Below are 24,393 nucleotides of genomic sequence, written 5' to 3' on the forward strand. Positions count from 1 at the left end.
ATTATTTTTTTAACAGTTTTCTCCCCAATTTTTCAATTCGTCTTCGCTCCAAAGTTCGGGAAAAAATATTCTTCTTTGGTATTTTGGGTGCATGTATTTTTTCCAGTCGCTTCCTCCTGTTGCTTCTCCAGAACCTTGACCACTTTCAATGTATTTTTTTGCAGCATTTAAATGACCCATTACCCAAGTAATATTTACCGTTTTGTCGTAATGACGCATGGCAGTAATTAAATCGGTATTCTTTTGATCTGCTTCAGGAAGTTGTTTGAATTTTTGCCAAACATTGGTGGTGTTATGCTCCTCCATATAACGCAAAAACTCGGCTTTGTATTTTCTTTCAAATTCTAAAAGTAGGAATGATTTTTCTCCCGTTTTGTAATCTTTGCCTGCAGCCTGCCAATACAGGTGCTCAAAGGCATGCGTATAAGGAGTGTTGCGGTCAATGGTTGCTCTAAAACGATAATCGATAAGATTGATTAAATCGGTAGAAGCAAATTCAATTAATCGATACTGTGCACTTTGAAATCCACTTGCAGGAGTTAAAGTATTTCGGAATTTCATGTATTGCTCCACTTCCATTCCGTCGCCCATAATGTCAAACGAAGTGGTAAGCATGTCAAAATAACGACTAATTCGCATTAACCTTTCGGCAAAGAATTTAGTTTCGGGTTGTTCGCATTGGCATACCTGTTCTATCTCCCAAAGTATCATTTTAAACAACAATTCGTTGACTTGATGGTACATAATAAAAACCATTTCGTCTGGCAAAACAGTTCTTTGCGTTTGCAAATTCAGTAGCGCATCGGTTTGAATATAATCCCAATAGGTTATTGGTTTAGACCAAAGTAGCCCTTCGAGATGGGTATCCGTTTTTTGATTTATTGCAGCAAATTTTTCTTCTAATGCTTCAATTATTTGAGGTGTGTCTAAGGTCATTGTTTTACTTTTATTGTAAATGGATTGGATAATCCCTTAAAGGATTCTAAATCGGCTTTTAAAGAACCAATAGCCAAACTAGCTTTGATTCGCACAGGTAATTTATTGTCGTCGTCTGAAATCCAAACGGTTACACTTTCTTGTTCTTTAAAAACACGTCCAGATTGCACCAAAGGTCTAAAAATCATACAAGGCACGACGCCAAATTTAGTATCTAAATCTTCTTTACCAATGTATTTTAACTTAAATTTTGTGGTTTCTTGATCAAAAAACATATCAATTGCAATAGATTCTCCTACTTTTAATTTATTTGCCGAAGGGTGTTTTCTTAGGTAATAAAAAGTAGAAACAATATCTTGAATGTTTTCGGAAGTAGCAAAAGTTTGGTTGCTTTTGTTTTTATAATCTTTTACCAAGATAGTGTTTTTGTCCTGATTAAAAAACCCTTCTTCGTCTTTGGTATACCCGCCTTCGTCAATTTTTCTTACATACTGGTATGGCTTACCAGTAGCTTTGTCAAAATAGGTCTCATAATTATCCTCTACATTAAATAACCATTTGGACATACCGGTTGTATACCCTCTTCCAACGGCATGGTACACTTTCTTATTGTTTTTAACGGCTTCCTTAACTTCTAGAGTTGCATATCCAGCAGTTACTAAGCCATAGTGAATTCTAAATTTGAACCATTCACCTGTATCGAATGGAGTATCCTGAAGAGAGTCGAAACTTACTGTAAGAAATAATATAGCAAGAACTAATATCTTTTTCATGTGTAATTATAATTAGATTATACTCTTGTAATGCAAATTCTGTTCCAAATGTATTAAAACAAAAAAACTCCATCAAATAATGATGGAGTTTTTATGCTATTAACCAACCTAAAAACTATAAATTATGAAAACTTATATAAAAAATTAAAGGAAACCACTCCTTTTCTTTTTGTGAGTACAAAGATAGTACTGTTTTTAAGTTATTCTCAACAAAAAAAGAACTTTAACATATTTTTATTAAAAATATAGCTACTACAACGTTATATGGTGCTAATTTTATAACAAATTTAGCAATTTACAACGTTCCTCTCAGTGCTTGTTCCCGTTCAATCGATTCGAAAAGTGCCTTAAAATTACCTGCGCCAAATCCTTTTGCTCCCATTCTTTGAATTATTTCAAAAAATAATGTTGGACGATCTTCTTGTGGTTTGGTAAAAATTTGCAACAGATATCCATCTTCGTCAGCATCTACTAAAATTGACAGTTCTTGTAATTTCTTTATATCTTCTTTCATCATATCCATGTGAACCCCTAATCTTCTTGGAATATCATCATAGTAAGCTTGAGGTGGTGGTGGTAAAAACTCAATTCCTCTTGCTTTTAATCCAGAAACGGTTTTAATTATATCATCAGTGGCAACTGCTAAATGCTGCACACCAGAATCTTCATAAAAATCTAAATATTCTTCAATTTGTGATTTTTTGTTTCCTTTTGCCGGTTCGTTTATTGGAAATTTAATTCTGCCGTTACCGTTAGACATTACTTTACTCATTAAAGCAGAATATTCGGTATGGATTTGTTTATCATCAAACGAAAGGAAATTTTCAAATCCCATCACGTCTTCGTACCATTTCACCCATTGATCCATTTGACCCCAACCTACATTTCCAACCATGTGGTCAATGTATTTTAATCCAAGGGATTCTGGATTATATTCGGATTTCCATTCTACAAATCCTGGTAAGAAAGCTCCATTGTAATTTTTCCGTTCTACAAATATGTGAACGGTTTCTCCATAAGTATAAATTCCAGATCGAACAACTTCTCCGTGTTCGTCTTTTTCAACGGTTGGTTCCATGAAGGATTTTGCACCGCGTTTAGTAGTTTCTTCATAAGCCGAACGAGCGTCTTCTACCCAAAGGGCAATTACTTTTACTCCGTCTCCGTGTTTTCTTAAATGGTCATTTATAGGAGAATTGCTATTTAACGGGGTTGTCAATACCAAACGGATTTTGTCTTGTTTCAAAACATAACTCACCGAATCGCGGGAGCCTGTTTCTAAACCACGATAGGCATGTGATTGAAAACCAAATGCTGTTTTGTAATAATGTGCCGATTGTTTTGCATTACCTACGTAAAATTCAACATAATCGGTTCCTAATAGTGGAAGAAAATCTTGTGCTCCACTGAATATTTTTTCTAGTCCGTATTCTACGGATTTCATTTCTTTTGACATATTATTTATATTTTTAAGTCTTTCCAAAGTTTTAATTTAGAAAGTTTTTGTCATTATTAATTATTCTACCCAAGATTTGTAATATTTTCCATCATCAATTCCCATAGCTTCTTCAGTAACCATTAACGGATGAAAGGTATCTACCATGACAGCCAATTCTTCCGTCACTGTTTTCCCAATACTACGTTCCATTGCTCCAGGAGCAGGTCCGTGTGGAATCCCCTTAGGGTGTAAAGTAATATGACCTTGCTCTATATTATTTCTTGACATAAAATCGCCATCAACATAATATAAAACCTCATCGGAATCTATGTTACTATGATTGTAGGGTGCCGGAATTGATTTTGGATGATAATCATAAAGTCTAGGAACAAAAGAACAAACTACAAAAGTTGCTGTTTCAAATGTTTGATGAACAGGTGGTGGTTGATGTACTCTACCTGTTATGGGTTCAAAATTATGAATAGAAAATCCATAAGGAAAATTATACCCATCCCAGCCTATAACACCAAAAGGATGCGTAGCATAGATTACTTCATGCATCATTCCTTCTTTTTTAATTTTGACTAGAAAATCCCCTTTATCCTGGTGCGTTTCCAATTCTGTTGGCAATTTAAAGTCGCGTTCACAAAATGGCGCATGCTCTAAATGTTGACCCGATTCATTTTTATATCGTTTTGGCGTATAGAAAGGCGCAAAACTTTCGACATAAAATAATCTATTATCTTCGGTGTCAAATTGAATTTGATAAATCATTCCACGTGGAATAATAAGGTAATCTCCATATTCAAAAGGGATGTTTCCCATCATGGTGCGTAATTTCCCTTTTCCTTTATGGATGAAAATCATTTCATCAGCATCGGCATTTTTATAGAAATATTCCGTTAGAGATTTTCTTGGAGCCGCCAATCCAATGGTGCAATCTTTATTAACCAGCATTGCTTTTCTGCTGTCTAAAAAATCATCTTCTGGTTTTAGTTCGAATCCTTTTAATAATAAAGATTTTATGTTTTTTCCGATTGCTATTTTAGGTTCAACCGAATACGATTTTAGGATTTCCTTTATTTGCGTTGGCCGATGCACTTCATATAATAATGACGAATGTCCATTAAAGCCCTCAGTGCCGAATAGTTGTTCGTAATACAATCCGCCATCCGGATTTTCAAACTGAATGTGACGCTTGTGAGGGATATTTCCTAGTTTATGATAAATTGGCATTTTCTTTTTGTTTAAAGGTTTGAAAAATAAAAGTGTGGGGGTAACCCAACTTTAGTTAACACTCAAAAAGAATTTTTACTCATTCCGGATTTCTCTTGATGAGGTATTTTAATAGAATAAGTAAATCGTCCCAGTTTTTCATTATCACAAATGTCGTAAAAAATGTTTTCCGAAAAATAAAAAAAGCATTAAAAATGAGGTTTCAGATTTAATGCTTTTTAGTGGTTGTTATTTTTGAATGTCTTTATCTGGATTGTTTAATTTGCTATTTTTTTTACTGTAAGCAAAATAAATAACTAGACCAATAAGCAACCATACTGCTAGTCGAAGCCAGTTAGTCCATCCTAATCCGTAGATCATAGCAAGACAAACTAAAACTCCTAAAATTGGCACAAAAGGAACCAAAGGGGTTTTGAATTCGCGTTTCATTTCTGGATTGGTTTTTCTTAATACAATTACTGAGATACATACAAGGATAAATGCAAATAAGGTTCCAATACTTGTCATATCTCCTACAATATCACCAGGAATAAATGCAGCAAACAAACCAACAATTACTAAGATGGCAAGATTAGCTTTGTAAGGAGTTTTATATTTTGGGTGTAAATCCCCGAATGCTTTTGGCAATAAACCATCTTTTCCCATAGCATAAAAAACTCTGGATTGACCAAGTAACATTACTAAAATAACAGAAGAAAAACCTGCTAAAATAGCTACTGTAACAAATTGAGCCAGCCATTGGTAACCTATCATATATTTTCCTATTGCAAAAGCTACTGAAGCTTCTTTACCACCAGTTCTAAAATCTTCTACTGTTGCTACTCCTGTTAAAACATGAGCAAAAAGGATATATAAAACAGTACAAACTGCTAAAGATCCAAGTATACCAATTGGCATATCTCTTTTTGGATTTTTAGTTTCTTGAGCAGCGGTACTTACGGCATCAAATCCGATGAAAGCAAAGAACACTGTTCCTGCAGCACCAAGAATACCCATTATACCTCCATAACTATGACCAACGCCATGTTCATCTGTAAATATGGAGCTTTCTGGAATGTAAGGTGTATGGTTTACAGGATTGATATAACTCCATCCAAAGACGATAATCATGATTACAATGGCAACTTTTACCACTACAATAATTCCATTAACAAAAGCAGATTCTTGAGTTCCTCTAATTAATAATAAACTAATTACAGCTACAATAAACAAGGCTGGCAAGTTGATAATTCCTTGCTCAATTACTTGATGTGTAACTGGATCTAATACTTTTTGAAATGGCGAATGCGATAAGGAATATGGAATTGGACTCGTATGGAGCACATTGACCAGCAGATTGTTGAGGTATTCACTCCAAGCAATTCCTACGGTTGCAGCACCTACAGCATATTCTAATATTAAATCCCAACCAATGATCCAAGCTAATAATTCACCCATGGTTGCATAAGTATAGGTATAAGCACTTCCTGAAATTGGAATGGAAGAGGATAATTCAGCATAACATAATCCAGCTAAAGCGCAACCAATAGCTGCTACAATAAATCCGATTGTTACGGATGGTCCTGCGTTTTGAGCTGCAGCGGTTGCTGTTCTCACAAAAAGTCCAGCTCCTATAATAGCTCCTATTCCTAAGGCTACCAATGACCAAGCTGTTAATGTTCTTTTTAATCCTTTTTCAGAATCAGACGCTTCTGCAAGTAATAGCGCCAAAGGTTTTCTTTTCCAAATAGACATAGTTTATTCTTTTTAGTTTTATTTGTTCAAATATACTTTTTTTGTTTAATATTTTTACGAAAATAGAAAATTTCTGAGCTTTAAAACCAAAAACCTAGATTGAATCCCAGAAATCCTTTGGGTAATTCGGGTGACCAAGAGTATTTAATTTCGAGGGGGCCAAGTATGGTTTCTAATCCATAACCTACTGCATATCCTGAATATCTTGGGGTGGCAAGCCAATTTCCGGTACTGAATAATTTGTTTTCGGCATTGGCATAATTAGCCGAAAAATTGATATGGTTTTTTTTATAAAACTCAATATCTAATGTCGCTAAAGCCTTAACATAACTATCGGCAGAAATACTGATAAAATCATACCCATAAAATTGTTTGAAATTATTGATAGGATTAAAGCCATAACCTCCTAGAACAAAGTCTAAAAAGTGCATGCTTTTTTGTCCGAAAGATAAACCTGCACCCGATTCAAATTTTAAATTGATTACTTTATAGAAAGTTCTTGTGATTCCTAGTTCGGAACTAGCAATAGAGAATCGATTAAATTGATTAGTGTAATTGGAAGAAAACAAATACGATTGCAGATTACTATTAAAATACCATCCTTTTTTAGGAAAATATTTACTGTCTAAAGAGTCGTATTTTAAATAACCGTAGACACTTGTATAATCACTTTTTTCAAAAACGGGATTGATGTTTTCTAATGTTTTAGAGGATATTTTTAGATGTTTCATTTCTACTCCTGCTCCAACAAGAAACTTTTGTTCGAAAATAGTTTGCAAATAGGCCGAGTTAGTCCAATCAGAATAATCAACATTTAAAGAATTTATACCAAGTTGTTGAAAAATTGCACCATTACTGAAGTCGGTAGAGACATTTTTATTGAACTGATTGAAGCGGGATTTAAATCCGAAACTGAAATAAAATCCGTTATCAATATAATAGTCTAAATTGTATCTAAAGTTGTCGCCAATAACTAAATCTACAGATAAAACATCATTTCTAAAAAGGGATTTTTTTTGAGTTAGGTTTATTAAAGCAGCGCTTTTATAGAGCCCGTCATAATGCAAACCAAATTTTAAAAAAGTGCTATTTCCACTTTCTTTTATGGTTAATTCTAGTTCATCGCCCGAATTAAATTTATTCAATTGGTAATTAATTACAGAGAAATTTCCAGTTGCATTAAGGGTATTAATGCCTTGTTTTAATTGCTCATAACTAATTTTGCTGCCTTGTATAAATCCTAATTTACCAATAATATAAGCGCGAGTGTAATCTTTAACATCGTTGATAGTTAATTTGGTAATATTGATTAAACCGTTTTTAGAGTCTAATCTTTGGGATGGTTTATTAGTTTGTCCAATTTTATTTATTTGATCCAAAACTTTTAAAGCGGCATCTTCTCCCTTTTTTATAATTTCATTTTCTTTATCAAATGAAATGACAGTATACCCTGAAATATCTGGTTTAATATAAATATCTGTTTTTCTTATTTTATCTTGCATCCCAACAATCATTTGAAGATTGGATATTTGAAGGAGAATTTGTGTGGCTTCCTTTAAGGAATCTCTATTTTTTAATCCGTCTTGAACATCTACTCCGATAATAATATCGGCCCCCATTTTTCGTACCTCATCAATAGGATAATTGTTAGAAACCCCTCCATCTATAAGCATTTTTCCATCTATTTCTACTGGAGAGAAAAGGGTAGGAAATGCCGAACTTGCTAGCAATGCTTGGGACAAACTACCTTTATTTAATATTAGTTGTTCTCCTGTTTCTATATCAGTAGCAATACATAAAAAAGGAATTGGCAATTGGTTAAAATCTCTAATATGCCGAACGGAGTGGGTTAATTTATTGAGCAAATTATAGTTGTACATTCCTTTAGATAAAGCAATTGGAACACCTATACTAAGTTTTTTGAAGGGTAATGAAATGGCATACATCTCATCGTTGCGTTTTTCATAAAAACTTTTATTCTTTCTTGGAATATAATCTTTTAATAACTCGTCAAAATTAGTGTTGTGGAATATAGAATCTAATTGCTGTGCATTATAGCCTGTAGCATATAAGCCTCCAACTACTGCGCCCATGCTGGTTCCACCAATATAATCAATTTTTACGCCGGCTTTTTCTAAAACTTTCAAAACCCCAATATGGGCAAAGCCTTTAGCGCCACCTCCGGTTAAAACCAATCCGATTTTAGGACGTTTTATAGAATCTTGGGAATAGGTAGTTTGAGAAAATAGAGAAAGGAAAATAGATAAAAGAATAAAGAGTGTAGGGTGTAGGGTGTAGGTTGTAAGTTGTTTTTGAAAAACGGATTTTTGCAAAAGACCTTTACCGTCTAGCCCCGACAGCAACGGAAATCCTTTTTCTTTCTTCTTTAGAAAGGAAAAGATTGCAGTGTATGGCGGGAAAATGGTTTGCAAATAGGCCTGAAACATTCGCTACGGAAATTAATTATCTATTTTATGGTAAAAGTCGGAAATTTTTTTGGCTTTTGATGCACCAATTACGTCAGAAATTTCTTTTTCGGTGGCTAATTTTAATCTTTTAACACTTTTGAAGTGGGTTATTAACGTTAACATGGTTTTTTCGCCAATTCCTGGGATGGTTTCTATGGACGAATTTAGTGCTGCTTTGCTTCGCTTATCGCGGTGAAAAGTAATTCCAAAACGGTGGGCTTCGTTACGTAAAAACTGAATGACTTTAAGGGTTTCCGATTTTTTATCGAGGTATAAAGGTGCCGAATCGCCCGGATAAAAAAGTTCTTCGAGGCGTTTTGCAATTCCGATGATGGCGATTTTTCCGCGAAGTCCTAAATCGTCGATGCTTTTTAGTGCCGAGGACAATTGCCCTTTTCCACCATCGATGATAATGAGTTGTGGCAAGGGTTGGTTTTCGTCTAAAAGGCGTTTGTAACGTCGGTACACTACTTCTTCCATGGAGGCAAAATCGTTGGGGCCTTCTACGGTTTTTATATTGAAATGGCGGTAGTCTTTTTTGGACGGTTTTCCGTCTTTAAAAACCACACAAGCCGCCACAGGATTGGTTCCTTGGATGTTGGAATTATCAAAACACTCTATATGACGCGGCTCGACTGAAAGACGTAAATCTTTTTGCATTTGTGCCATAATTCGGTTGGTGTGCCGCTCGGGATCTACAATTTGGATTTGTTTTAATTGATCCATTCGGTAGTATTTGGCGTTGCGTTCGGAGAGCTCTAAAATCTGTTTTTTATCGCCCAATTGCGGAACGGTAACTTTTATTTTATCGCCAAAATCTAAGGCAAAAGGCAGAATTATTTCGCGCGAAAGCAAATGAAAACGCTCCCGAAGTTCCACCACTGCCAATTCTAGAAGTTCTTCGTTGGTTTCTTCTAGTTTTTTCTTTAATTCTAAAGTATAGGATCGAATGATGGCACCATGGGCAATTTGTAGGAAATTTACATATGCCACGGCTTCATCGGAAATAATGGAAAATACATCAATATTGGAAATCTTCGGATTGATGATGGTAGATCGCGATTGGTACTGCTCTAAAACCTCTATCTTTTCTTTAATTTTTTGGGCTTCTTCAAAGTGCATATCGGCTGCCAATTCTTGCATTTTAATTTTAAATTCCTTTAAACTTTCTTTGAAATTTCCTTTCAAAATTTCGCGAATGGCATCGACTTGTTTTTGGTAATTTTCTAATAGTTCGTAGCCTTCGCAACCGCCTTTGCAGTTGCCAATATGAAATTCTAAACAGACTTTATATTTATGGTTTCGGATGTTATTTTCGGTTAAATCGTAGTTGCAAGTTCGCAGTGGATACAACTCTTTAATCAATTCTAAAATGGTATTCACCGTCTTGAAACTGGTGTAAGGCCCGAAGTATTCCGACCCGTCTTTTACCATTCTTCTGGTTGGGAAAATTCTTGAAAAAGGTTCTTTTTTGATGCAAATCCAAGGATAGGTTTTATCATCACGCAACAAGACATTATAACGTGGTTGTAGTTTTTTTATCAGATTGTTTTCCAACAACAAGGCATCCTGCTCAGAGGAAACTACAATGTGTTTTATCTCGACTATTTTGCGAACCAGCACATTGGTTTTGGCGTTGTCATGGACTTTATTGAAATAAGAAGAGACTCGTTTCTTTAGATTTTTGGCTTTTCCTACATATAAAATTTTTCCCTCTTTATCATAATACTGGTACACCCCGGGATTATCGGGTAAGGTTTGTATTTGAAGTTCGAGAGAAGGGTTGTTCATTAAGGTTCTGGGTTTTAGGTTCTGGGTTCTGGGTACACCCGATAGCGCTATCTATGTCCCTAGGAATCCCAATAAACTTTCTGTAATAAATGAGTTTCCTATGGACTGAAAAGTTTAAAAATTAGTAGTATCCCGTTTCACTTTTTGTTTCCAATTAAAATAACCCAAAACAAAAATCCCCATCAGGATAAATCCAATGGCTCTTATGTAAAAATTAGAAGTAGCAATTTGTTGCATAAAAGGCTTTTCTTTTATTTCAAAAAGCACATTGAAAGCCGTCATAAAAACACCCCAAAGGCCACCCGATTTTATCTGGTATTTCCATCTTTCACTCATCTTAATCCAGTTTGTCCGTTAGTTTTTTAAATACAGCTTTAGCATCTTTTCCTTCGTATAAAATGGCATAAACAGCATCTATAATTGGGGTTTGTGCTTTGTACTCTTGGTTTAATTTATAAGCACTTTTCACGGCATAATATCCTTCGGCAACCATGCTCATTTCCATCATGGCTGATTTTACTGTATAGCCTTTCCCAATCATATTTCCAAACATTCTATTTCTAGAAAAAACAGAATAACCCGTAACCAATAAATCGCCTAAATAAGCCGAATTATTAATGTTACGCTTCATTTTATGCACTTTTCGGATGAACTTTTTCATCTCCCGGATGGCATTACTCATAATCACCGACTGGAAGTTGTCTCCATAACCCAATCCGTGAGCAATTCCGGCTGCAATAGCATAAATGTTTTTCAACATCGCAGCATATTCGGTGCCGATAATGTCATCGGATATTTTAGTTTTAATGTAATTTCCGGCAAGAACTTTAGCTACTACTTTCGCTTTTGCTGAATCTCCACAAGCAATGGTTAGATACGAAAGTCGTTCCAAAGCCACTTCTTCGGCATGGCAAGGACCCGTAATTACTCCGATATTTTCAAAAGGAATATCAAATTTTTTATTAAAATGTTCGCCAACAATTAGGAATGTTTCAGGTACAATTCCTTTAATGGCGGAGAAAATCACTTTGTCTTGTAAACTAACGGTTAGTTTTTCTAATTCAGCACTCAGGAAGGCGGATGGAATCGCGAAAATGAGGTAATCGGCATACGCCACTGCTTCATTAATATCGGCAGTAAGCCTAAGTTTGTTAGTATCAAATTCTACCGAACTCAAATAATTAGGATTGTGTTTTTGTGTTTTTATATGGTCAATAGCCGATTGGTTTCGCATGTACCAGGCAATTTCGTCAAGGTTCACACACAGCATTTTGGCAATTGCAGTAGCCCAACTTCCTCCACCTATTACGGCAAACTTTGGAATAGTATTCATTTCTATATTGTTTGAAAAATCAAAAATACTCTTTTTTTATGGCATTCCCAAAAGCGAGTGGGTTCTTAATGTAATATTAGGACAAAATCATTTTAACTTAAATTTATGACAATCAACACAATAACAAAAAGCATTGTCCGTTATTATTACAGAAAGATTGTTAGATTGTCTTTCTAAAAAGGGTTTAATACATTTGTTTTAAAAAAGGCGTTCCAGAAATAATTTCCGGAACGCCTTTTGATTTTTTGATTCTAATCACTAAAAACTAATAACTCATCTCTACAATTTCTCTAACCTTTTCTAAAGTGATATTTTGTTTTTCGCCCATTGCCAACCAGCCTCTTTCTTGGAATCGATTTACAATAAAATCGGCAGTTTCTTTATAGTTTTCTGTGTTTTCAGATAACTTGGTTTTCATTCCCATAGTATGGAAAAATTCGACTGTTTTTTCAATGGCTTGGTTCGCAATAGCGTCTGTAGAATCTCCTGTAAGGTTCCAAACACGTTGTCCGTATTGTGCTAGTTTTTCTTTTTTAGTTTCAAAAAGCACTCTATATAAATTTGGCCCTATAATTGCCAGGGTTCTCGCATGGTCAATTTCGTACAAAGCCGTCAATTCGTGACCAATCATGTGGGTTGCCCAATCACTCGGAACTCCTTTTTGAATCAATCCGTTTAACGCCATGGTAGCACTCCAAACAAAATTGGAAGCCAATTTATAATCGGAAGGATTTTCAACCACACTTGGTCCAACTTCAATTAGGGTTTGCAAAATGCTTTCTGCCAATCGGTCTTGCAACAAGGCATCGTGCTTGTAAGTCATGTATTGTTCCATTACATGGGTAAAGGCATCAACCACGCCGTTTTGCAATTGTCTTTTTGGTAAAGAAACAATTACGGTTGGATCTACAATAGAGAATTTAGGAAACAAGGCACTTCCGCCAAGGGTAAGTTTTTCTTGAGTTGCTCCAATAGTTACTACCGCACCCGAGTTCATTTCGGATCCAGTTGCTGGCAAGGTTAGTACTGTTCCAAACGGAATAACTTTGGATAAATCGGTGAATAGAATTCGTTTTTTAAGAATATCGACTTCTTCTCCTTCAAAGTTAACGGCAGCCGAAATAAATTTCACGCCATCAATAACGCTTCCACCACCAACGGCTATAATGAAAGTAATTTTTTGTTCGCGAATAATTTGTATGGCTTTCATCAAGGTTTCAAATCTTGGATTTGGCTCAATACCTCCAAATTCTATAAAATCAAATCCTGCTAAAGCCGTTTTAACTTGGTCGTAAACACTATTTTTAAAGATACTTCCGCCACCATATGCCACTAAAATTTTGGCATCTTTGGGTACTAAAGTAGTTAGTTTTTCTGTTTGTCCTTTGCCAAAAATATAATTGACTGGATTGTATAATTCGAAGTTGTTCATTGTAATTTATTTTAGAATACAAAATTACAAAAGGTTTATTGGAACGAGTGGTAAAGGAATGTTAAGTTTACTTCTTATAAAAATTATTGTGATCTACATATTCCCAAACTTTTTCAGACAATAGCGGACGAATATTTTTCTTGTTTTTGATGTTTTCCCGAATAAAAGTAGAAGATATTTCTACAATAGGTGCATCAACTTTATGAATTCGAGGATGATTTTTCAAATCTAAATTTTCACCTTCTTCTGAAATTCTTGGGTAAATATAAATATCGTGATTTTCAAGTATGTAATCGTGATTTTTCCATTTATGTAACGATTTCAAGTTGTCTTCACCCATAATTAAGGAAAATTCGTGCTGCGGATAATTATCTTTTAAATGCGCTAACGTATTTACAGTATAATTGGGCTGTGGCAATTTGAATTCAATATCCGAAGGTTTAATTTTAGGATACTCTTCAGTTGCTAATCGCACCAAATGCAAGCGATGGTAATCGTCTAACAAGGTGTTTTTTTGCTTGTGCGGATTGTGTGGAGTAACCACCATCCAAATTTGTTCCAAATCAGAATATTCCGCCAGATGATTAGCAATAATCAGGTGGCCCACATGAATGGGGTTAAAGGTTCCAAAATAGAGTCCGATTTTCATGGATTGAGTATTTATTGACTAGTAAAAGTAATACATAAATAGTGATTGGTGTGAAAATAATCGATGGTATTGTGAAATTAAAAACTGATTAGTGATCTCTGACCATTGAACAATATTACAACTCCTTTAAAGCATCCTCACTTATCCAACCTGTGGTTTCATCGGTTAGTTGGATTTTTTTCCAATTGGCGATGCTTTCTAAAACATATACTTTCGTTCCTTCGTGAAGTAAAATAGTTTCTGGGCTAGTTGCTTTGGGCTCTCCTTTAACCGAAGCGGTTTCTGCAAAAATGATTGCTGGTTTTTCAGAGGAAATTCTGTTTTTTTCGTAAATTCCAGATGCAACGCTTATTACAATTCCAAGAAAAATAAAAAACATTCCAGAGAAGAAAATTCGTTTTTTAAAGGCCGTTCCCGATAAGTAATATCCTGCAAAAAAGGTTAAAAATACGAATGCCAAAACCACGGCTATCCAGGCCCAAGTATCGTAATAATAACTGGAAGTAAAGTCTTCTATCCATTTGCTAAAGCCAACTTTAGGAACCACTTTTATGTCGTCAATAGTCATTTTTCGCGCAAAATCGAGATTGGTTCTTATTTCATCGTCGTTCGGATTTAATTGTACTGCCTTTTCGTAATTATAAACCGCAGGGGCCACTTTATGCAATTTATAATAGCAGTTTCCGAGGTTGAAATACAGGTCGGCAGAATGTTTTCCGGAAGCAAGAACACTTTCGTAATTGTTGATGGCTTCGGTATAGTTTTCTTTTTGATATAATTGATTTCCTTTTTCAAAAGCCGTTTGAGCGGATGAAAATTGGAAGATTAAAATTAAGATAATAATATATTTTTTCATTTTTTAAACCATTAAGGAATTAAGATGCATTAAGTTTTATCTTTTGTCTAAGAAATTTGCTTTTCCAAACTGGATATAATTTCGACGGCCTTATCGTAATCTTGCTGAATGGCAACGCTTGTAGAAGGCGCATATCGAGCCAATTCGCAACTTTCGGTAAGGGTGATAAATTCTTTTACAGTAGCGGCATCGGCATTTCGCGTAAGCAAAATTTCAGATATTTTATCCTTACTCATTTCCGAAGTTTCAATGCTTAATTTGGCTTTTAAGAAATTGTGCATTGCTTTTTCAAGTGCAATATAAAATGGCTCTTTGTGTTGGATTTGTTTTTGGGCTTCCGATAAATATTTCTTGGCCAACGCATTGGTTTTTCTTTTCTTGTTTCCAACCACATCGGCATCTTCTGCTTCTTTTCTTTTTCTAAAAAGAATTAAAGCCGGAATTCCTAAAAATGGCAAAATTAGTAAAGTATAAAACAATCCCGAACCTAAGAAATCCTCCGATTGTATTGGCTTTAAGGTGGTTTTTTGTTTAATATAAGCAAATGCTTTGTTGGCGGTAACTGCCACTTTGGAAGATCCAGATGGTGTAGTTGCAGCAGAATTAGCAATTCCTGGACCGTCTAAAACATTCAACACGATTTCGGGAGAGGAAATGGTTTTATAACTTCTAGTACCTAAATCAAAATAGGTGAAACGCATCGATTTTATTGGAAAATTGCCTTTCGCTTGCGGAATAATAGTGTATTTATCGGCTATGCTTCCAGTCATTCCAGAAAGTGGAGTCGTAACATTTTCACTGTGTTGTGGATCGTACATTTCTAATGTGGAAGGCACCACAGGTTTTGGCAAACTAAATAATTTTAGATTCCCAGTTCCTGTAACGGAAACATCCAAATCAAGAGATTCTCCAAATTTTAATCCGGTTCTAGAAGGCGTAACTTTAAAATTAAATTTCCCTACTGCGCCCGAAAAATCTTCTGGTTTTCCTGCTTCTGGCAAGGCCTTTACGGTAATCACATTACTTCCTGCAGAAACACGTTTGCTGTCTTCTACTAACTGCACTTGCCCAAAAAAGTTAGGTCTTCCTTTTGGAACTTGGCAATCAATATCTAAAGAAAGTGGTTCAATCTCTAGTTTACCTGATTTTTGAGGATACAGAACGGTTTTTCGCAATACAACATAGCGATATCGTTGACCTTTAAACATTCCTTCTTCGGCAACTAATTGTTTAATGTCGATGTTCTGACTCCAAAAATCGTTGTATTTAGGTTTGTTCAATTCGCGCCAATTGGTAATTCCGATGTTGAAACTAAAATACAATTTGTACACCACCGTAATGGGTTCGTTTACATAGGGATTGGTTTTAGAAATATCGGCAACCAAATACAGATTATCATCCGCCTTTACCGCTGCTGGCTCATTAGGATCATTCGGTTGTTGGACTGCATTGGTTACGTTGATTTTAATAGGCAATGTTTTGTAAATTTGCCCGTTAATTTCAATTACCGCTTGACGGATAACCAAATTTCCTTTCTGCAAAGGCAATAAAATATAGGTGTACGATTTTTGAAAGGAACTTCTACCATTAATCCAAGATTGGCTGATGGATTGACTTGGCCCGCCGACCACTCTAAAACCAGAGGCTTCAAAATTAGGTGGCACAAAATTATCGCCATCTTCGTTCATAGAAAATTCGATGCGCACTCGTTCATTTAATCCCAAGGTGTTTTTACTCACGTTGGCTTCAAATTTTACTTGAGCAAACAGAGAGTTGGCGGCTATTAATAATAAGATTAAATATCGTTTCATTTTTGTACTTCGTAATTTTTTATTCGTAATTAATTACCAGTCTTTCTCTGGTTTTTTAGGATTGGCTTGCACTTTTTGGGCGTTTACCTTTTGTTGCACTTTTTTCTCTTCATTGTTCACCGCATCCAAAAGATTGTCAATTCGTTGTTTAGATGCTCCGCTTGGCTTTGGTTGTGGTTTATCGCCATCGCCTTTGTCTTGCTTATCTTTTTTGTCGTTGCCGTCTTTGTTATCCTTGTCTTTGTTATCGCCTTTATCTTTTTTGTCGTCTTTTTTATCTTTGTTCGGATCTTTCTTATCGTCCTTTTTATCCTTGTCTTTGTTCTTATCTTTATTTTTGTCCTTGTCTTTATCCTTGTTTTTGTCTTTTGGTGGCGGATTATCCTTCAGCATTTTTTTTGCTAAAGCATAATTGTAACGCGTTTCCTCATCGGATGGATCGTTTCGCAAGGCATTTTTATAGGCTTCTATTGCATTAGTGTAATCCTTTTCTTTCATCAAAGAATTGCCAATATTGTGGTACGCCTGGTGTTTCTCAGGTTTGGTTTTAGCGTCTTTTATTGCTTTTTCAAATTGGTATTTTGCCTCGGCGGGTTGGTTTTGTTTGTAAATGGTGGTTCCTAAATTATAGGAAGCAATAGATTTCTTTTTGAACTTGGCTTGCGACAAACGGTAGTCCGCTTCCGCATCCACGTAGTTTTTGTCGGCAAATTTTTCATTGCCTTGTGGCAAAAATTTATCCTTCTCTTGGGCTTTCACCACAAAAGAAATTAGAATTAAACAATAGGTTATAAATTTTTTCATTTTATATTTTATTCTAGACGCGATGAATCGCGTCTCTACGAATTATTTTTTTTCTTCATTAAACAAATTCATTTTTCGAACCCATTTGGTTTTTCTTTCGGTTAAGAAAATGTCCAAAAACAAGCAGAAAAATCCAAACCCTAAAAACCATTGGAATTGCGATTTATAATCGGCCATCATCGTTCCTTCAAATTCGGTTTTTTGGGTGTTATCCAATACTTTTTTTACGTAATCTAAAACGGTTTTGGTAGAATTTCCATCTACATAACCACCCCCTTTAGTGCTTTTGGCAATAGCCGCCAAAACGGAAGCATTTCTTTTGGTAATCACCACTTGGTTGTCTTGGTCTTTTTGAAAACTTTCTACAACGCCATTTCTTTTTAATGGAATCGGACCGCCATTTTCGGTTCCAACACCAACGGTAATTATTTTTAATCCTAATTTTTGCGCGTCTTCCGCAGCGTTTTGCGCATTATCCGAATGGTCTTCCCCATCGGATATAATCACTAACAACTTATTGGTTTTGTCTTTTTTATCAAAGAAATTATTGGCTGCCAAATCAATTGCTTGATCAATAGAAGTCCCTTGGGAAGATATCATTCCGGGATTCATCGTTTGCAAAAACATCTTAGCCACAGCATAATCGGAAGTCATTGGCAATACCGGAAAAGCACTCCCCGAATAGGCAATAATTCCTATTCTGTCGCTTCCCAATTGGTTGATTAATTGCGAAACGATCTGTTTACTTTTTTCTAAACGGTTGGGCGCAACGTCTTCGGCCAACATACTTTTAGAAACGTCAATGGCAAAAACAATATCAATTCCCTGACGTTTTACTTTTTCCATTTTGGTTCCCATTTTTGGGTTAACCAATGCCAAAATTAAAAAGGTCAATCCCAATACAACCAATGCAAATTTTAAGGTTGGCTTGAACAACGATTTCTCCGGACTTAATTTTTTAATCAAATCCAAATCGCCAAATGCTGCCTGTTTTTTACGTTTCCAATATTGTACATACAGAAACAGTAGCGCCAATAGTGGCACAACAAATAACAGATACAAATATCCTTTTTCTTCTAACTCGTACATAATTAAATTCCAATATTTTAAATTCCAAATTCCAATATTTTTATTCCATCATTTTGGAATTTGGAATTTTATTTTTGGTATTTCCCCCTTTATATAAAACTTCTAAAAATGGTGTTTCGCAATACAACTTCCAATAACAATAAAATCCCTGCAATCCATACAAATAGTCTAAATTTTTCATCGTAATCGTAGAATTTAAGCTCCTCTATTTCGGTGGTTTCTAATTTGTTTATTTCGTTGTAAATACTTTCTAACTTGCTGTTGCTATTGGCTCTAAAATATTTCCCGCCAGTATTTCTAGCGATGGTTTTCATTAATTTTTCGTCAATTTCAACGGGCATCATTTTGTATAAAAAATCCCTTCCGTTAGGTGCATACGCATACGGAAACTGGGCCATCCCGTTAGTTCCTATTCCGATAGTGTATACTTTAATGCCGTATTCTTTTGCAATTTCCGAGGCAGTTTCTGGTTCAATAAATCCCGAATTATTTACACCATCCGTAAGCAAAATGATAATCTTGCTTTTGGCTTTACTATCTTTTAATCGGTTTACGGCAGTGGTCAATCCCATACCAATTCCGGTTCCGTCTTGCAGCACATTGTCGTATTTAATATCTCGAATAGCCTCTTTAACAATGGCTTTATCGCTGGTCACAGGAGTTTTGGTATAGGCTTCGGCAGCATAAACTACAACACCTATCCTATCATTTGGTCTAGCATCCACAAAATTAGAAGCCACTTCCTTCAAGGCTTCCATGCGGTTTGGTCGTAAATCTTTGGCCAACATACTGCTGGAAAGGTCAATTGCCATCACAATATCAATTCCTTTGGTGGTTTTAGTTTGGTTGCTAATATCCACCGTTCTTGGACGTGCTAAGGCAATTATCAAGGAGCTTAAAGCCACAATTCTTAAAACATTTAAATAAGGTTTTAATTTTGCCAAAGTCGATTTGGAGGTTTTAAAACCGCTAACCGAACTTATTTTTAAGGTTGCCGATTGTTGCTTGCGTTTGAAGAAAAGCCATGCTATTGCAAATGGAAGGACCAAAAACAACCAAAAAAATTCTGGATTTAAAAAAGTTACTTTATCCATTATTCCCTGTCGTTTTTAAGTTCCACCGAATTGATAATTCGCTCCAGAATCTTTTTCCCATACTCGTCGCCTTCTTTATATGAAATCACTATTTCCTGCAACCCGCCATCTTGTTTGAACAACAAAATTTCGTAATACAATTTTTGACTTTTATTTTGGATTTTATCCAACATCACCATCGTGCCGTATGCTTTAACTCCGGTAATGCCTTTTACCGTATTGAAATCTTCTTGTTTGAAGATGATATTTTGACCACCCATTGCTTCCCAAGATTTGGTGTTTCCTTCTAAAACGGTGTCAAAATTTACTTCCGTTTCCGTTTTATATTTTACTGTGGAAACTACTATATTAAAGGATTCCATCATACTTCCGTAGCCAAACATTTGCATTTCTTTCAAAACGGCATAAGCATCTTTAGGAAGGATTTTTGTAGCATCCATTCGTTTCAAAACTTTAGGCGTTTCAATTTTCACTCCTGGATTTCCGTATTCGCTAAACACCCATTCGCCTTCCGCCAATTCTTTTGTAGGATGACCAATAAAATTGTTTTTTACATAATCCCATCCTTTAAAATAAATTAAAGCCAACAACGACAGCAATACTACGGTGATAACAATTCCAATCGTGGTAATAATTCGAACTTGTTTTTGTTTTTTTAACTTTTGAATTCTAGCCAATTCGCGCTGTTGTTCGTTCCATGCTTCCAATTCATCGTTTTGTTCCACCACCGTTGGAATGGCTTTATGAATAGTAACTATAGAACTAGAAATACGTTTTTTGTCTTCTTCAATTTCAAAATCTAATGGTTTTACTTTTGCAAATTTTACTAAATCGGCTTGCATCAAAACCTTTTCTAGATTCTCAAGAGTTTCCTTGGAAAGTTTCAGTTTTTTTTGATTTGCTACTCTTCGCAAACCTGCAATAAGTTCGGAAGTTGTGCTTTCCATTGCGGGAATTTCAATTTCTTCTTCGATATAATTTCGAGCGATATTGGTAAGTTCTGAATAATAGGATTTCACTTCTCCTTTTTGCCAAAGTTCTTTCGTTTCTAATAGTTGCAACAGCGAAGTCGCTTTTTCAATTGGCGATGTGTAAATTGGTTCTTCTTCTTGTGGGCGGTTTTGGTATTTTTTAATTAACCAATACGCCAAGGCTGCAATTCCTACTAAAAGTAAAATTCCTAATAGATATTTCCACCAATTGCTAGACGTTTCTACTTGTGCAACGTCTTTTATATCGTACATTTTTTGCTTTAAAGTATCCACTTTTACATTGAAAACCTCCACTTTTAAACTATCCGAAAAAGTTGGTTTCCCATTGATTAGTATGGCAATTCTAGGAATAGTGAATTTACCAGAATCGAATTGGGTTACCCCGTATTTCTTAATCAACTCCCATCGATTGTTGGTTTTTACCGTGTCGATTGTATAGGAATTTATTACTTCTAGAGCCCCAAAGTTTTTTGCTTTCGGAAAAACCACTTTGTCTTTATTTGTAACCGATGCTTTCAAGGTTATCTTGAACTCGGCTCCAATTTTATTTCGAGTCGTATCAATAGAAGTCGTGACTTTTTGGGCAAAAAGCGACGTTGTTATCAGAAAGAATACTATGTATAATTTGAATTTCATTTTTGTTTTTCTTAACCGCAAGGAACGCAAAGGTTTCCGCAATGGCCGCAAGGTTTATTTTAATTTTACTTGTCTTTTTCTTAAGCGCTTGAAACGCTAGTTTAAATTTGATTCTAATGCTTTGCTAACGTAGCGCCTTCTTAGCGTGCTTTGCGGTTAACTATTATCTTGATTTAAAATATCCCAATAATTTGGTTACATAACTTTCGTCCACACGAGTATTTACAGTTCCTGAACCACATTTAGAAAATATCTCTTTGAAATACGTTACTTTTTCGTGGTAGTTTTTTTCATAGTTCATTCGAACACTTTTGGAACTCGTATCTACCACTAGAATTTCACCCGTTTCGGCATCTTCCATTTCTACCATCCCTATGTTTGGCATTTTTTCTTCACGAATATCGTACACTCGAATTCCGGTGATGTCGTGTTTTTTACCTGCAATTTTCAATGTTTTCTCATAATCTTCTTCCACCATAAAATCGGAAATCAGAAATACAATTGCTTTTTTCTTTTGCGTTGCCGATAAAAATTTAAGGGCTTGCGTTAAATCGGTTTTCTTGCTTTTTGGTTGGAATTCAATCAATTCGCGGATGATTCGCAACACGTGGGATTTTCCTTTTTTGGGCGGAATATACAATTCGATGCCATCGGAAAACAAAATCAAACCTATTTTATCGTTGTTTTGGGTTGCCGAAAATGCCATTGTTGCAGCAATTTCAGTAACTATTTCGCTTTTGAGTTGGTTTTTAGTTCCGAAACTTTCCGATCCCGAAATATCTACCATTAACATCATGGTAAGTTCGCGTTCTTCTTCAAAAACTTTTACGTGGGCTTCGTTATAGCGTGCCGTAACATTCCAATCGATAGCACGAATATCATCTCCAAACTGGTATTGGCGCACTTCCGAAAAGGTCATACCGCGTCCTTTAAAAGATGTGTGGTATTCCCCCGAGAAGATGTGATCGCTCAATCGTCGGGTTTTGATTTCTATTTTACGAACTTTACTAAGTAGGTCTTTCGTCTCCATTTTTATGAGTGCTCAGTGTTCAGTATTCGGTGCTCAGTCTGATTACTGAACACGGAACACTGCCAACTAAATTTAAGGAACCTCTATTTCGTTTACGATTTTGTTGATAATATCAACCGAAGTGATGTTTTCGGCTTCAGCTTCATAAGTGATTCCGATTCTATGACGTAAAACATCGTGCACGACAGCACGAACATCTTCTGGAATTACATACCCACGACGTTTAATAAAGGCATAACATTTAGCAGCAGTTGCTAAGTTGATGCTTCCACGTGGAGAAGATCCAAAACTTATTAAAGGTTTAAGACTTTCCAATTTGTATTTTTCTGGATAACGCGTTGCGAAAATAATATCTAAAATATATTTTTCAATTTTTTCATCCATATAAACTTCACGTACGGCTTCTTGCGCGCGTAAGATTTGATCTACTGAAACTACTTGGTTTACTTTTTCGTAGGCACCTTTCAGGTTTTGACGAACCACCATTCGTTCTTCTTCCATTTTAGGATAGTCGATAACGGTTTTTAGCATGAAACGATCCACTTGGGCTTCTGGTAAAGGATAAGTCCCTTCTTGCTCAATTGGATTTTGAGTTGCCAATACTAAAAATGGTCGATCTAATTTAAAAGTAGTGTCGCCAATAGTGACTTGTTTTTCTTGCATGGCTTCCAACAAAGCCGATTGTACTTTGGCTGGCGCACGATTGATCTCATCGGCAAGGACGAAATTTGCAAAAATTGGTCCTTTTTTTATAGAGAATTCATTGGCTTTAATATTGTAAATCATCGTACCAATAACATCGGCAGGCAATAAATCGGGAGTAAATTGGATTCTACTAAAACTTCCGTGGATGGCCTGCGACAAGGTGTTTATGGCTAAGGTCTTTGCTAGTCCGGGAACTCCTTCCAGCAGTATATGTCCTTGACCTAAAAGCCCAATTAACAATCGTTCTACCATGTGTTTTTGACCCACAATTACTTTGTTCATTTCCATGGTAAGTAAGTCGATAAAAGCACTTTCTCTTTCAATTTTTTCATTGATTGCTCTAATGTCTAAAGCAGCAACATTTTCTTCCATAAATTCTATTTTTATAGTATTTTAAAGGTCCTAAATTTTAACATTTCAAAATTGAAAATTTTTATAGTAAGACAATGTTAATAATGCGTTAAAACTTACTTTGAAATGTTAGTTTTAAGGATGATTTATGATTTTCTTTTAGTAATTTTAAACTTTTTAATAGAAACCCCAGAAAGAATCTTCTTACAAGTTGAGGGTTTTAAAAAAATAAAAGAACTTACTTTTTTAATCACCAAGAAATAAAATAGCAATGGACAAAATGACAAATCCTACAAGCACCAACCAAAAACTCTCTCCTATAATTGCCGGAACAATGAATTGGGGCGTTTGGGATAAAAAATTAAGTACTACCGAAATGGTGCATTTGATAAACATTTGTATCGAAAATAAAATCACCACTTTTGACCATGCCGATATTTATGGCGATTATACTACCGAAGCGCAATTTGGAAAAGCATTTGGCGAAAGCAAAATCGCAAGAGATCGATTGCAATTAATTTCCAAATGTGGCATCCAACATACCAATGGAAGAGCGAACACTATCAAACATTATGATTATTCGAAAGAATATATCATTTGGTCGGTGGAAAATTCACTTAAAAATCTTCAAACCGATTATTTGGATGTTTTGCTTTTGCACCGCCCAAGTCCTTTGATGGTTGCCGATGAAATTGCCGAAGCAGTAGAAAAACTTAAACAAGAAGGGAAAATTAAGTCGTTTGGATTATCCAATTTTACCGCATCGCAAAGCGAATTAATTCGAAGTAAAACCGAAATTAGTTACAATCAAATTCAGTTTTCAGCAACGCACCACGAGGCGATGTTGGACGGCAGTTTAGATTATATGCAACTACACAACATTACACCAATGTCATGGAATCCGCTAGGAACTGTTTTTAGAGAAGATATTGACCAAACCCGAAGATTGAAAAAACTTTTGGTACAATTGGTAGAAAAATATGGCGTAGGCTCGGATACTATTCTTTTAGCGTGGATTTTAAAACATCCTTCTCACGTGCATCCGGTTGCAGGAACGGTAAATATTGCTCGAATTCAATCGTTGATGAAAGCAGTAGAATTACCGCTTGACAATTTGGATTGGTTTGCAATTTGGTCGGAAAGTATGGGGAATAGAGTTCCTTAAATAAGTAGGCAGTGTTCGGTGTTCAGTAGGCAGTTACTGAAAACCGGGCACTGAAAACTGAACACTAAAA

20 protein-coding genes are annotated in these 24,393 nt (G+C 35.5%); 1 reads left to right on the plus strand and 19 read right to left on the minus strand.

Annotated features, from left to right (window positions below; genetic code table 11):
- Positions 1 to 9: 9 nt before the first annotated feature.
- The 19 genes from ACIQ2J_RS00480 to ACIQ2J_RS00570 all read right to left on the minus strand — a co-directional run bounded on the left by ACIQ2J_RS00480 (position 10) and on the right by ACIQ2J_RS00570 (position 23,179).
- Complete coding sequence (locus ACIQ2J_RS00480) at positions 10 to 936, minus strand: tryptophan 2,3-dioxygenase family protein (RefSeq protein WP_396165386.1); 927 nt, start codon at positions 934 to 936, stop codon at positions 10 to 12.
- Positions 933 to 1,709 carry a DUF3108 domain-containing protein gene (locus ACIQ2J_RS00485; protein WP_396165389.1) on the minus strand — a complete coding sequence of 259 codons (777 nt, stop codon included), beginning with the start codon at positions 1,707 to 1,709 and terminating at the stop codon, positions 933 to 935. The genes ACIQ2J_RS00480 and ACIQ2J_RS00485 overlap by 4 nt, the downstream gene beginning before the upstream one ends.
- Positions 1,710 to 2,004: 295 nt before the next feature.
- Positions 2,005 to 3,165: a 4-hydroxyphenylpyruvate dioxygenase gene (gene hppD, locus ACIQ2J_RS00490; protein ID WP_396165391.1), complete on the minus strand. Its 1,161-nt coding sequence runs from the start codon at positions 3,163 to 3,165 to the stop codon at positions 2,005 to 2,007.
- A 60-nt stretch (positions 3,166 to 3,225) separates the two neighbouring features.
- The gene (locus ACIQ2J_RS00495) at positions 3,226 to 4,383 is read right to left on the minus strand and encodes a homogentisate 1,2-dioxygenase (protein WP_396165393.1); all 1,158 of its coding nucleotides are present in this window, start codon (positions 4,381 to 4,383) and stop codon (positions 3,226 to 3,228) included.
- A 228-nt stretch (positions 4,384 to 4,611) separates the two neighbouring features.
- On the minus strand, positions 4,612 to 6,117 hold the full coding sequence (locus ACIQ2J_RS00500) for an amino acid permease (protein ID WP_396165395.1): 1,506 nt from the start codon (positions 6,115 to 6,117) through the stop codon (positions 4,612 to 4,614).
- Positions 6,118 to 6,197: 80 nt separating this feature from the next.
- The gene (locus ACIQ2J_RS00505; protein ID WP_396165397.1) at positions 6,198 to 8,564 is read right to left on the minus strand and encodes a patatin-like phospholipase family protein; all 2,367 of its coding nucleotides are present in this window, start codon (positions 8,562 to 8,564) and stop codon (positions 6,198 to 6,200) included.
- Positions 8,565 to 8,576: 12 nt separating this feature from the next.
- The gene (uvrC, locus tag ACIQ2J_RS00510) at positions 8,577 to 10,376 is read right to left on the minus strand and encodes an excinuclease ABC subunit UvrC (protein ID WP_396165400.1); all 1,800 of its coding nucleotides are present in this window, start codon (positions 10,374 to 10,376) and stop codon (positions 8,577 to 8,579) included.
- Between the two features lie 114 nt (positions 10,377 to 10,490).
- Entirely contained in the window at positions 10,491 to 10,712 is a 222-nt protein-coding gene (locus ACIQ2J_RS00515; RefSeq protein WP_396165402.1) for a hypothetical protein, read from the minus strand.
- A 1-nt stretch (position 10,713) separates the two neighbouring features.
- A complete protein-coding gene (locus ACIQ2J_RS00520) occupies positions 10,714 to 11,709 on the minus strand; it encodes an NAD(P)H-dependent glycerol-3-phosphate dehydrogenase (RefSeq protein WP_396165404.1) in 996 nt (331 codons plus the stop codon).
- A gap of 265 nt (positions 11,710 to 11,974) precedes the next feature.
- Positions 11,975 to 13,141, minus strand: coding sequence for an iron-containing alcohol dehydrogenase (locus ACIQ2J_RS00525; protein WP_396165406.1), 1,167 nt, complete (start codon positions 13,139 to 13,141; stop codon positions 11,975 to 11,977).
- Between the two features lie 67 nt (positions 13,142 to 13,208).
- On the minus strand, positions 13,209 to 13,790 hold the full coding sequence (nadD, locus tag ACIQ2J_RS00530) for a nicotinate (nicotinamide) nucleotide adenylyltransferase (RefSeq protein ID WP_396165408.1): 582 nt from the start codon (positions 13,788 to 13,790) through the stop codon (positions 13,209 to 13,211).
- Positions 13,791 to 13,905: 115 nt separating this feature from the next.
- Positions 13,906 to 14,646 (minus strand): tetratricopeptide repeat protein, encoded by a 741-nt coding sequence (locus ACIQ2J_RS00535; protein WP_396165410.1) that lies wholly within the window; start codon positions 14,644 to 14,646, stop codon positions 13,906 to 13,908.
- Between the two features lie 47 nt (positions 14,647 to 14,693).
- Positions 14,694 to 16,457, minus strand: a complete 1,764-nt coding sequence (locus ACIQ2J_RS00540; RefSeq protein WP_396165413.1) for a BatD family protein — start codon at positions 16,455 to 16,457, stop codon at positions 14,694 to 14,696.
- A gap of 33 nt (positions 16,458 to 16,490) precedes the next feature.
- Positions 16,491 to 17,261 (minus strand): tetratricopeptide repeat protein, encoded by a 771-nt coding sequence (locus ACIQ2J_RS00545; protein ID WP_396165415.1) that lies wholly within the window; start codon positions 17,259 to 17,261, stop codon positions 16,491 to 16,493.
- Between the two features lie 42 nt (positions 17,262 to 17,303).
- Positions 17,304 to 18,350 carry a VWA domain-containing protein gene (locus ACIQ2J_RS00550; RefSeq protein WP_396165417.1) on the minus strand — a complete coding sequence of 349 codons (1,047 nt, stop codon included), beginning with the start codon at positions 18,348 to 18,350 and terminating at the stop codon, positions 17,304 to 17,306.
- An 89-nt stretch (positions 18,351 to 18,439) separates the two neighbouring features.
- On the minus strand, positions 18,440 to 19,444 hold the full coding sequence (locus tag ACIQ2J_RS00555) for a VWA domain-containing protein (RefSeq protein ID WP_396165419.1): 1,005 nt from the start codon (positions 19,442 to 19,444) through the stop codon (positions 18,440 to 18,442).
- On the minus strand, positions 19,444 to 21,072 hold the full coding sequence (locus ACIQ2J_RS00560; RefSeq protein ID WP_396165422.1) for a BatD family protein: 1,629 nt from the start codon (positions 21,070 to 21,072) through the stop codon (positions 19,444 to 19,446). Before ACIQ2J_RS00560 ends, ACIQ2J_RS00555 begins: the two co-directional genes overlap by 1 nt.
- Positions 21,073 to 21,235: 163 nt before the next feature.
- Complete coding sequence (locus ACIQ2J_RS00565) at positions 21,236 to 22,102, minus strand: DUF58 domain-containing protein (RefSeq protein ID WP_396165424.1); 867 nt, start codon at positions 22,100 to 22,102, stop codon at positions 21,236 to 21,238.
- 72 nt (positions 22,103 to 22,174) lie between these two features.
- Complete coding sequence (locus ACIQ2J_RS00570) at positions 22,175 to 23,179, minus strand: AAA family ATPase (protein ID WP_396165426.1); 1,005 nt, start codon at positions 23,177 to 23,179, stop codon at positions 22,175 to 22,177.
- Positions 23,180 to 23,429: 250 nt separating this feature from the next.
- Between ACIQ2J_RS00570 and ACIQ2J_RS00575 the strand changes: the two genes are divergently transcribed.
- Complete coding sequence (locus ACIQ2J_RS00575) at positions 23,430 to 24,323, plus strand: aldo/keto reductase family oxidoreductase (protein WP_396165427.1); 894 nt, start codon at positions 23,430 to 23,432, stop codon at positions 24,321 to 24,323.
- Positions 24,324 to 24,393 lie beyond the last annotated feature (70 nt).

The sequence above is a fragment of the Flavobacterium sp. genome (assembly GCF_044357305.1).
Lineage (GTDB): Bacteria > Bacteroidota > Bacteroidia > Flavobacteriales > Flavobacteriaceae > Flavobacterium.

Coding starts and splice junctions, on each gene's coding strand:
- ACIQ2J_RS00480 (WP_396165386.1), bottom strand. CDS start 936: ATGACCTTAGACACACCTCAAATAATTGAAGCATTAGAAGAAAAATTT.
- nadD (WP_396165408.1), bottom strand. CDS start 13,790: ATGAAAATCGGACTCTATTTTGGAACCTTTAACCCCATTCATGTGGGC.
- ACIQ2J_RS00505 (WP_396165397.1), bottom strand. CDS start 8,564: ATGTTTCAGGCCTATTTGCAAACCATTTTCCCGCCATACACTGCAATC.
- ACIQ2J_RS00560 (WP_396165422.1), bottom strand. CDS start 21,072: ATGAAATTCAAATTATACATAGTATTCTTTCTGATAACAACGTCGCTT.
- ACIQ2J_RS00495 (WP_396165393.1), bottom strand. CDS start 4,383: ATGCCAATTTATCATAAACTAGGAAATATCCCTCACAAGCGTCACATT.
- hppD (WP_396165391.1), bottom strand. CDS start 3,165: ATGTCAAAAGAAATGAAATCCGTAGAATACGGACTAGAAAAAATATTC.
- ACIQ2J_RS00535 (WP_396165410.1), bottom strand. CDS start 14,646: ATGAAAAAATATATTATTATCTTAATTTTAATCTTCCAATTTTCATCC.
- ACIQ2J_RS00525 (WP_396165406.1), bottom strand. CDS start 13,141: ATGAACAACTTCGAATTATACAATCCAGTCAATTATATTTTTGGCAAA.
- ACIQ2J_RS00545 (WP_396165415.1), bottom strand. CDS start 17,261: ATGAAAAAATTTATAACCTATTGTTTAATTCTAATTTCTTTTGTGGTG.
- ACIQ2J_RS00485 (WP_396165389.1), bottom strand. CDS start 1,709: ATGAAAAAGATATTAGTTCTTGCTATATTATTTCTTACAGTAAGTTTC.
- ACIQ2J_RS00555 (WP_396165419.1), bottom strand. CDS start 19,444: ATGGATAAAGTAACTTTTTTAAATCCAGAATTTTTTTGGTTGTTTTTG.
- ACIQ2J_RS00500 (WP_396165395.1), bottom strand. CDS start 6,117: ATGTCTATTTGGAAAAGAAAACCTTTGGCGCTATTACTTGCAGAAGCG.
- ACIQ2J_RS00540 (WP_396165413.1), bottom strand. CDS start 16,457: ATGAAACGATATTTAATCTTATTATTAATAGCCGCCAACTCTCTGTTT.
- ACIQ2J_RS00515 (WP_396165402.1), bottom strand. CDS start 10,712: ATGAGTGAAAGATGGAAATACCAGATAAAATCGGGTGGCCTTTGGGGT.
- ACIQ2J_RS00570 (WP_396165426.1), bottom strand. CDS start 23,179: ATGGAAGAAAATGTTGCTGCTTTAGACATTAGAGCAATCAATGAAAAA.
- ACIQ2J_RS00575 (WP_396165427.1), top strand. CDS start 23,430: ATGGACAAAATGACAAATCCTACAAGCACCAACCAAAAACTCTCTCCT.
- ACIQ2J_RS00520 (WP_396165404.1), bottom strand. CDS start 11,709: ATGAATACTATTCCAAAGTTTGCCGTAATAGGTGGAGGAAGTTGGGCT.
- ACIQ2J_RS00565 (WP_396165424.1), bottom strand. CDS start 22,102: ATGGAGACGAAAGACCTACTTAGTAAAGTTCGTAAAATAGAAATCAAA.
- uvrC (WP_396165400.1), bottom strand. CDS start 10,376: ATGAACAACCCTTCTCTCGAACTTCAAATACAAACCTTACCCGATAAT.
- ACIQ2J_RS00550 (WP_396165417.1), bottom strand. CDS start 18,350: ATGTACGAGTTAGAAGAAAAAGGATATTTGTATCTGTTATTTGTTGTG.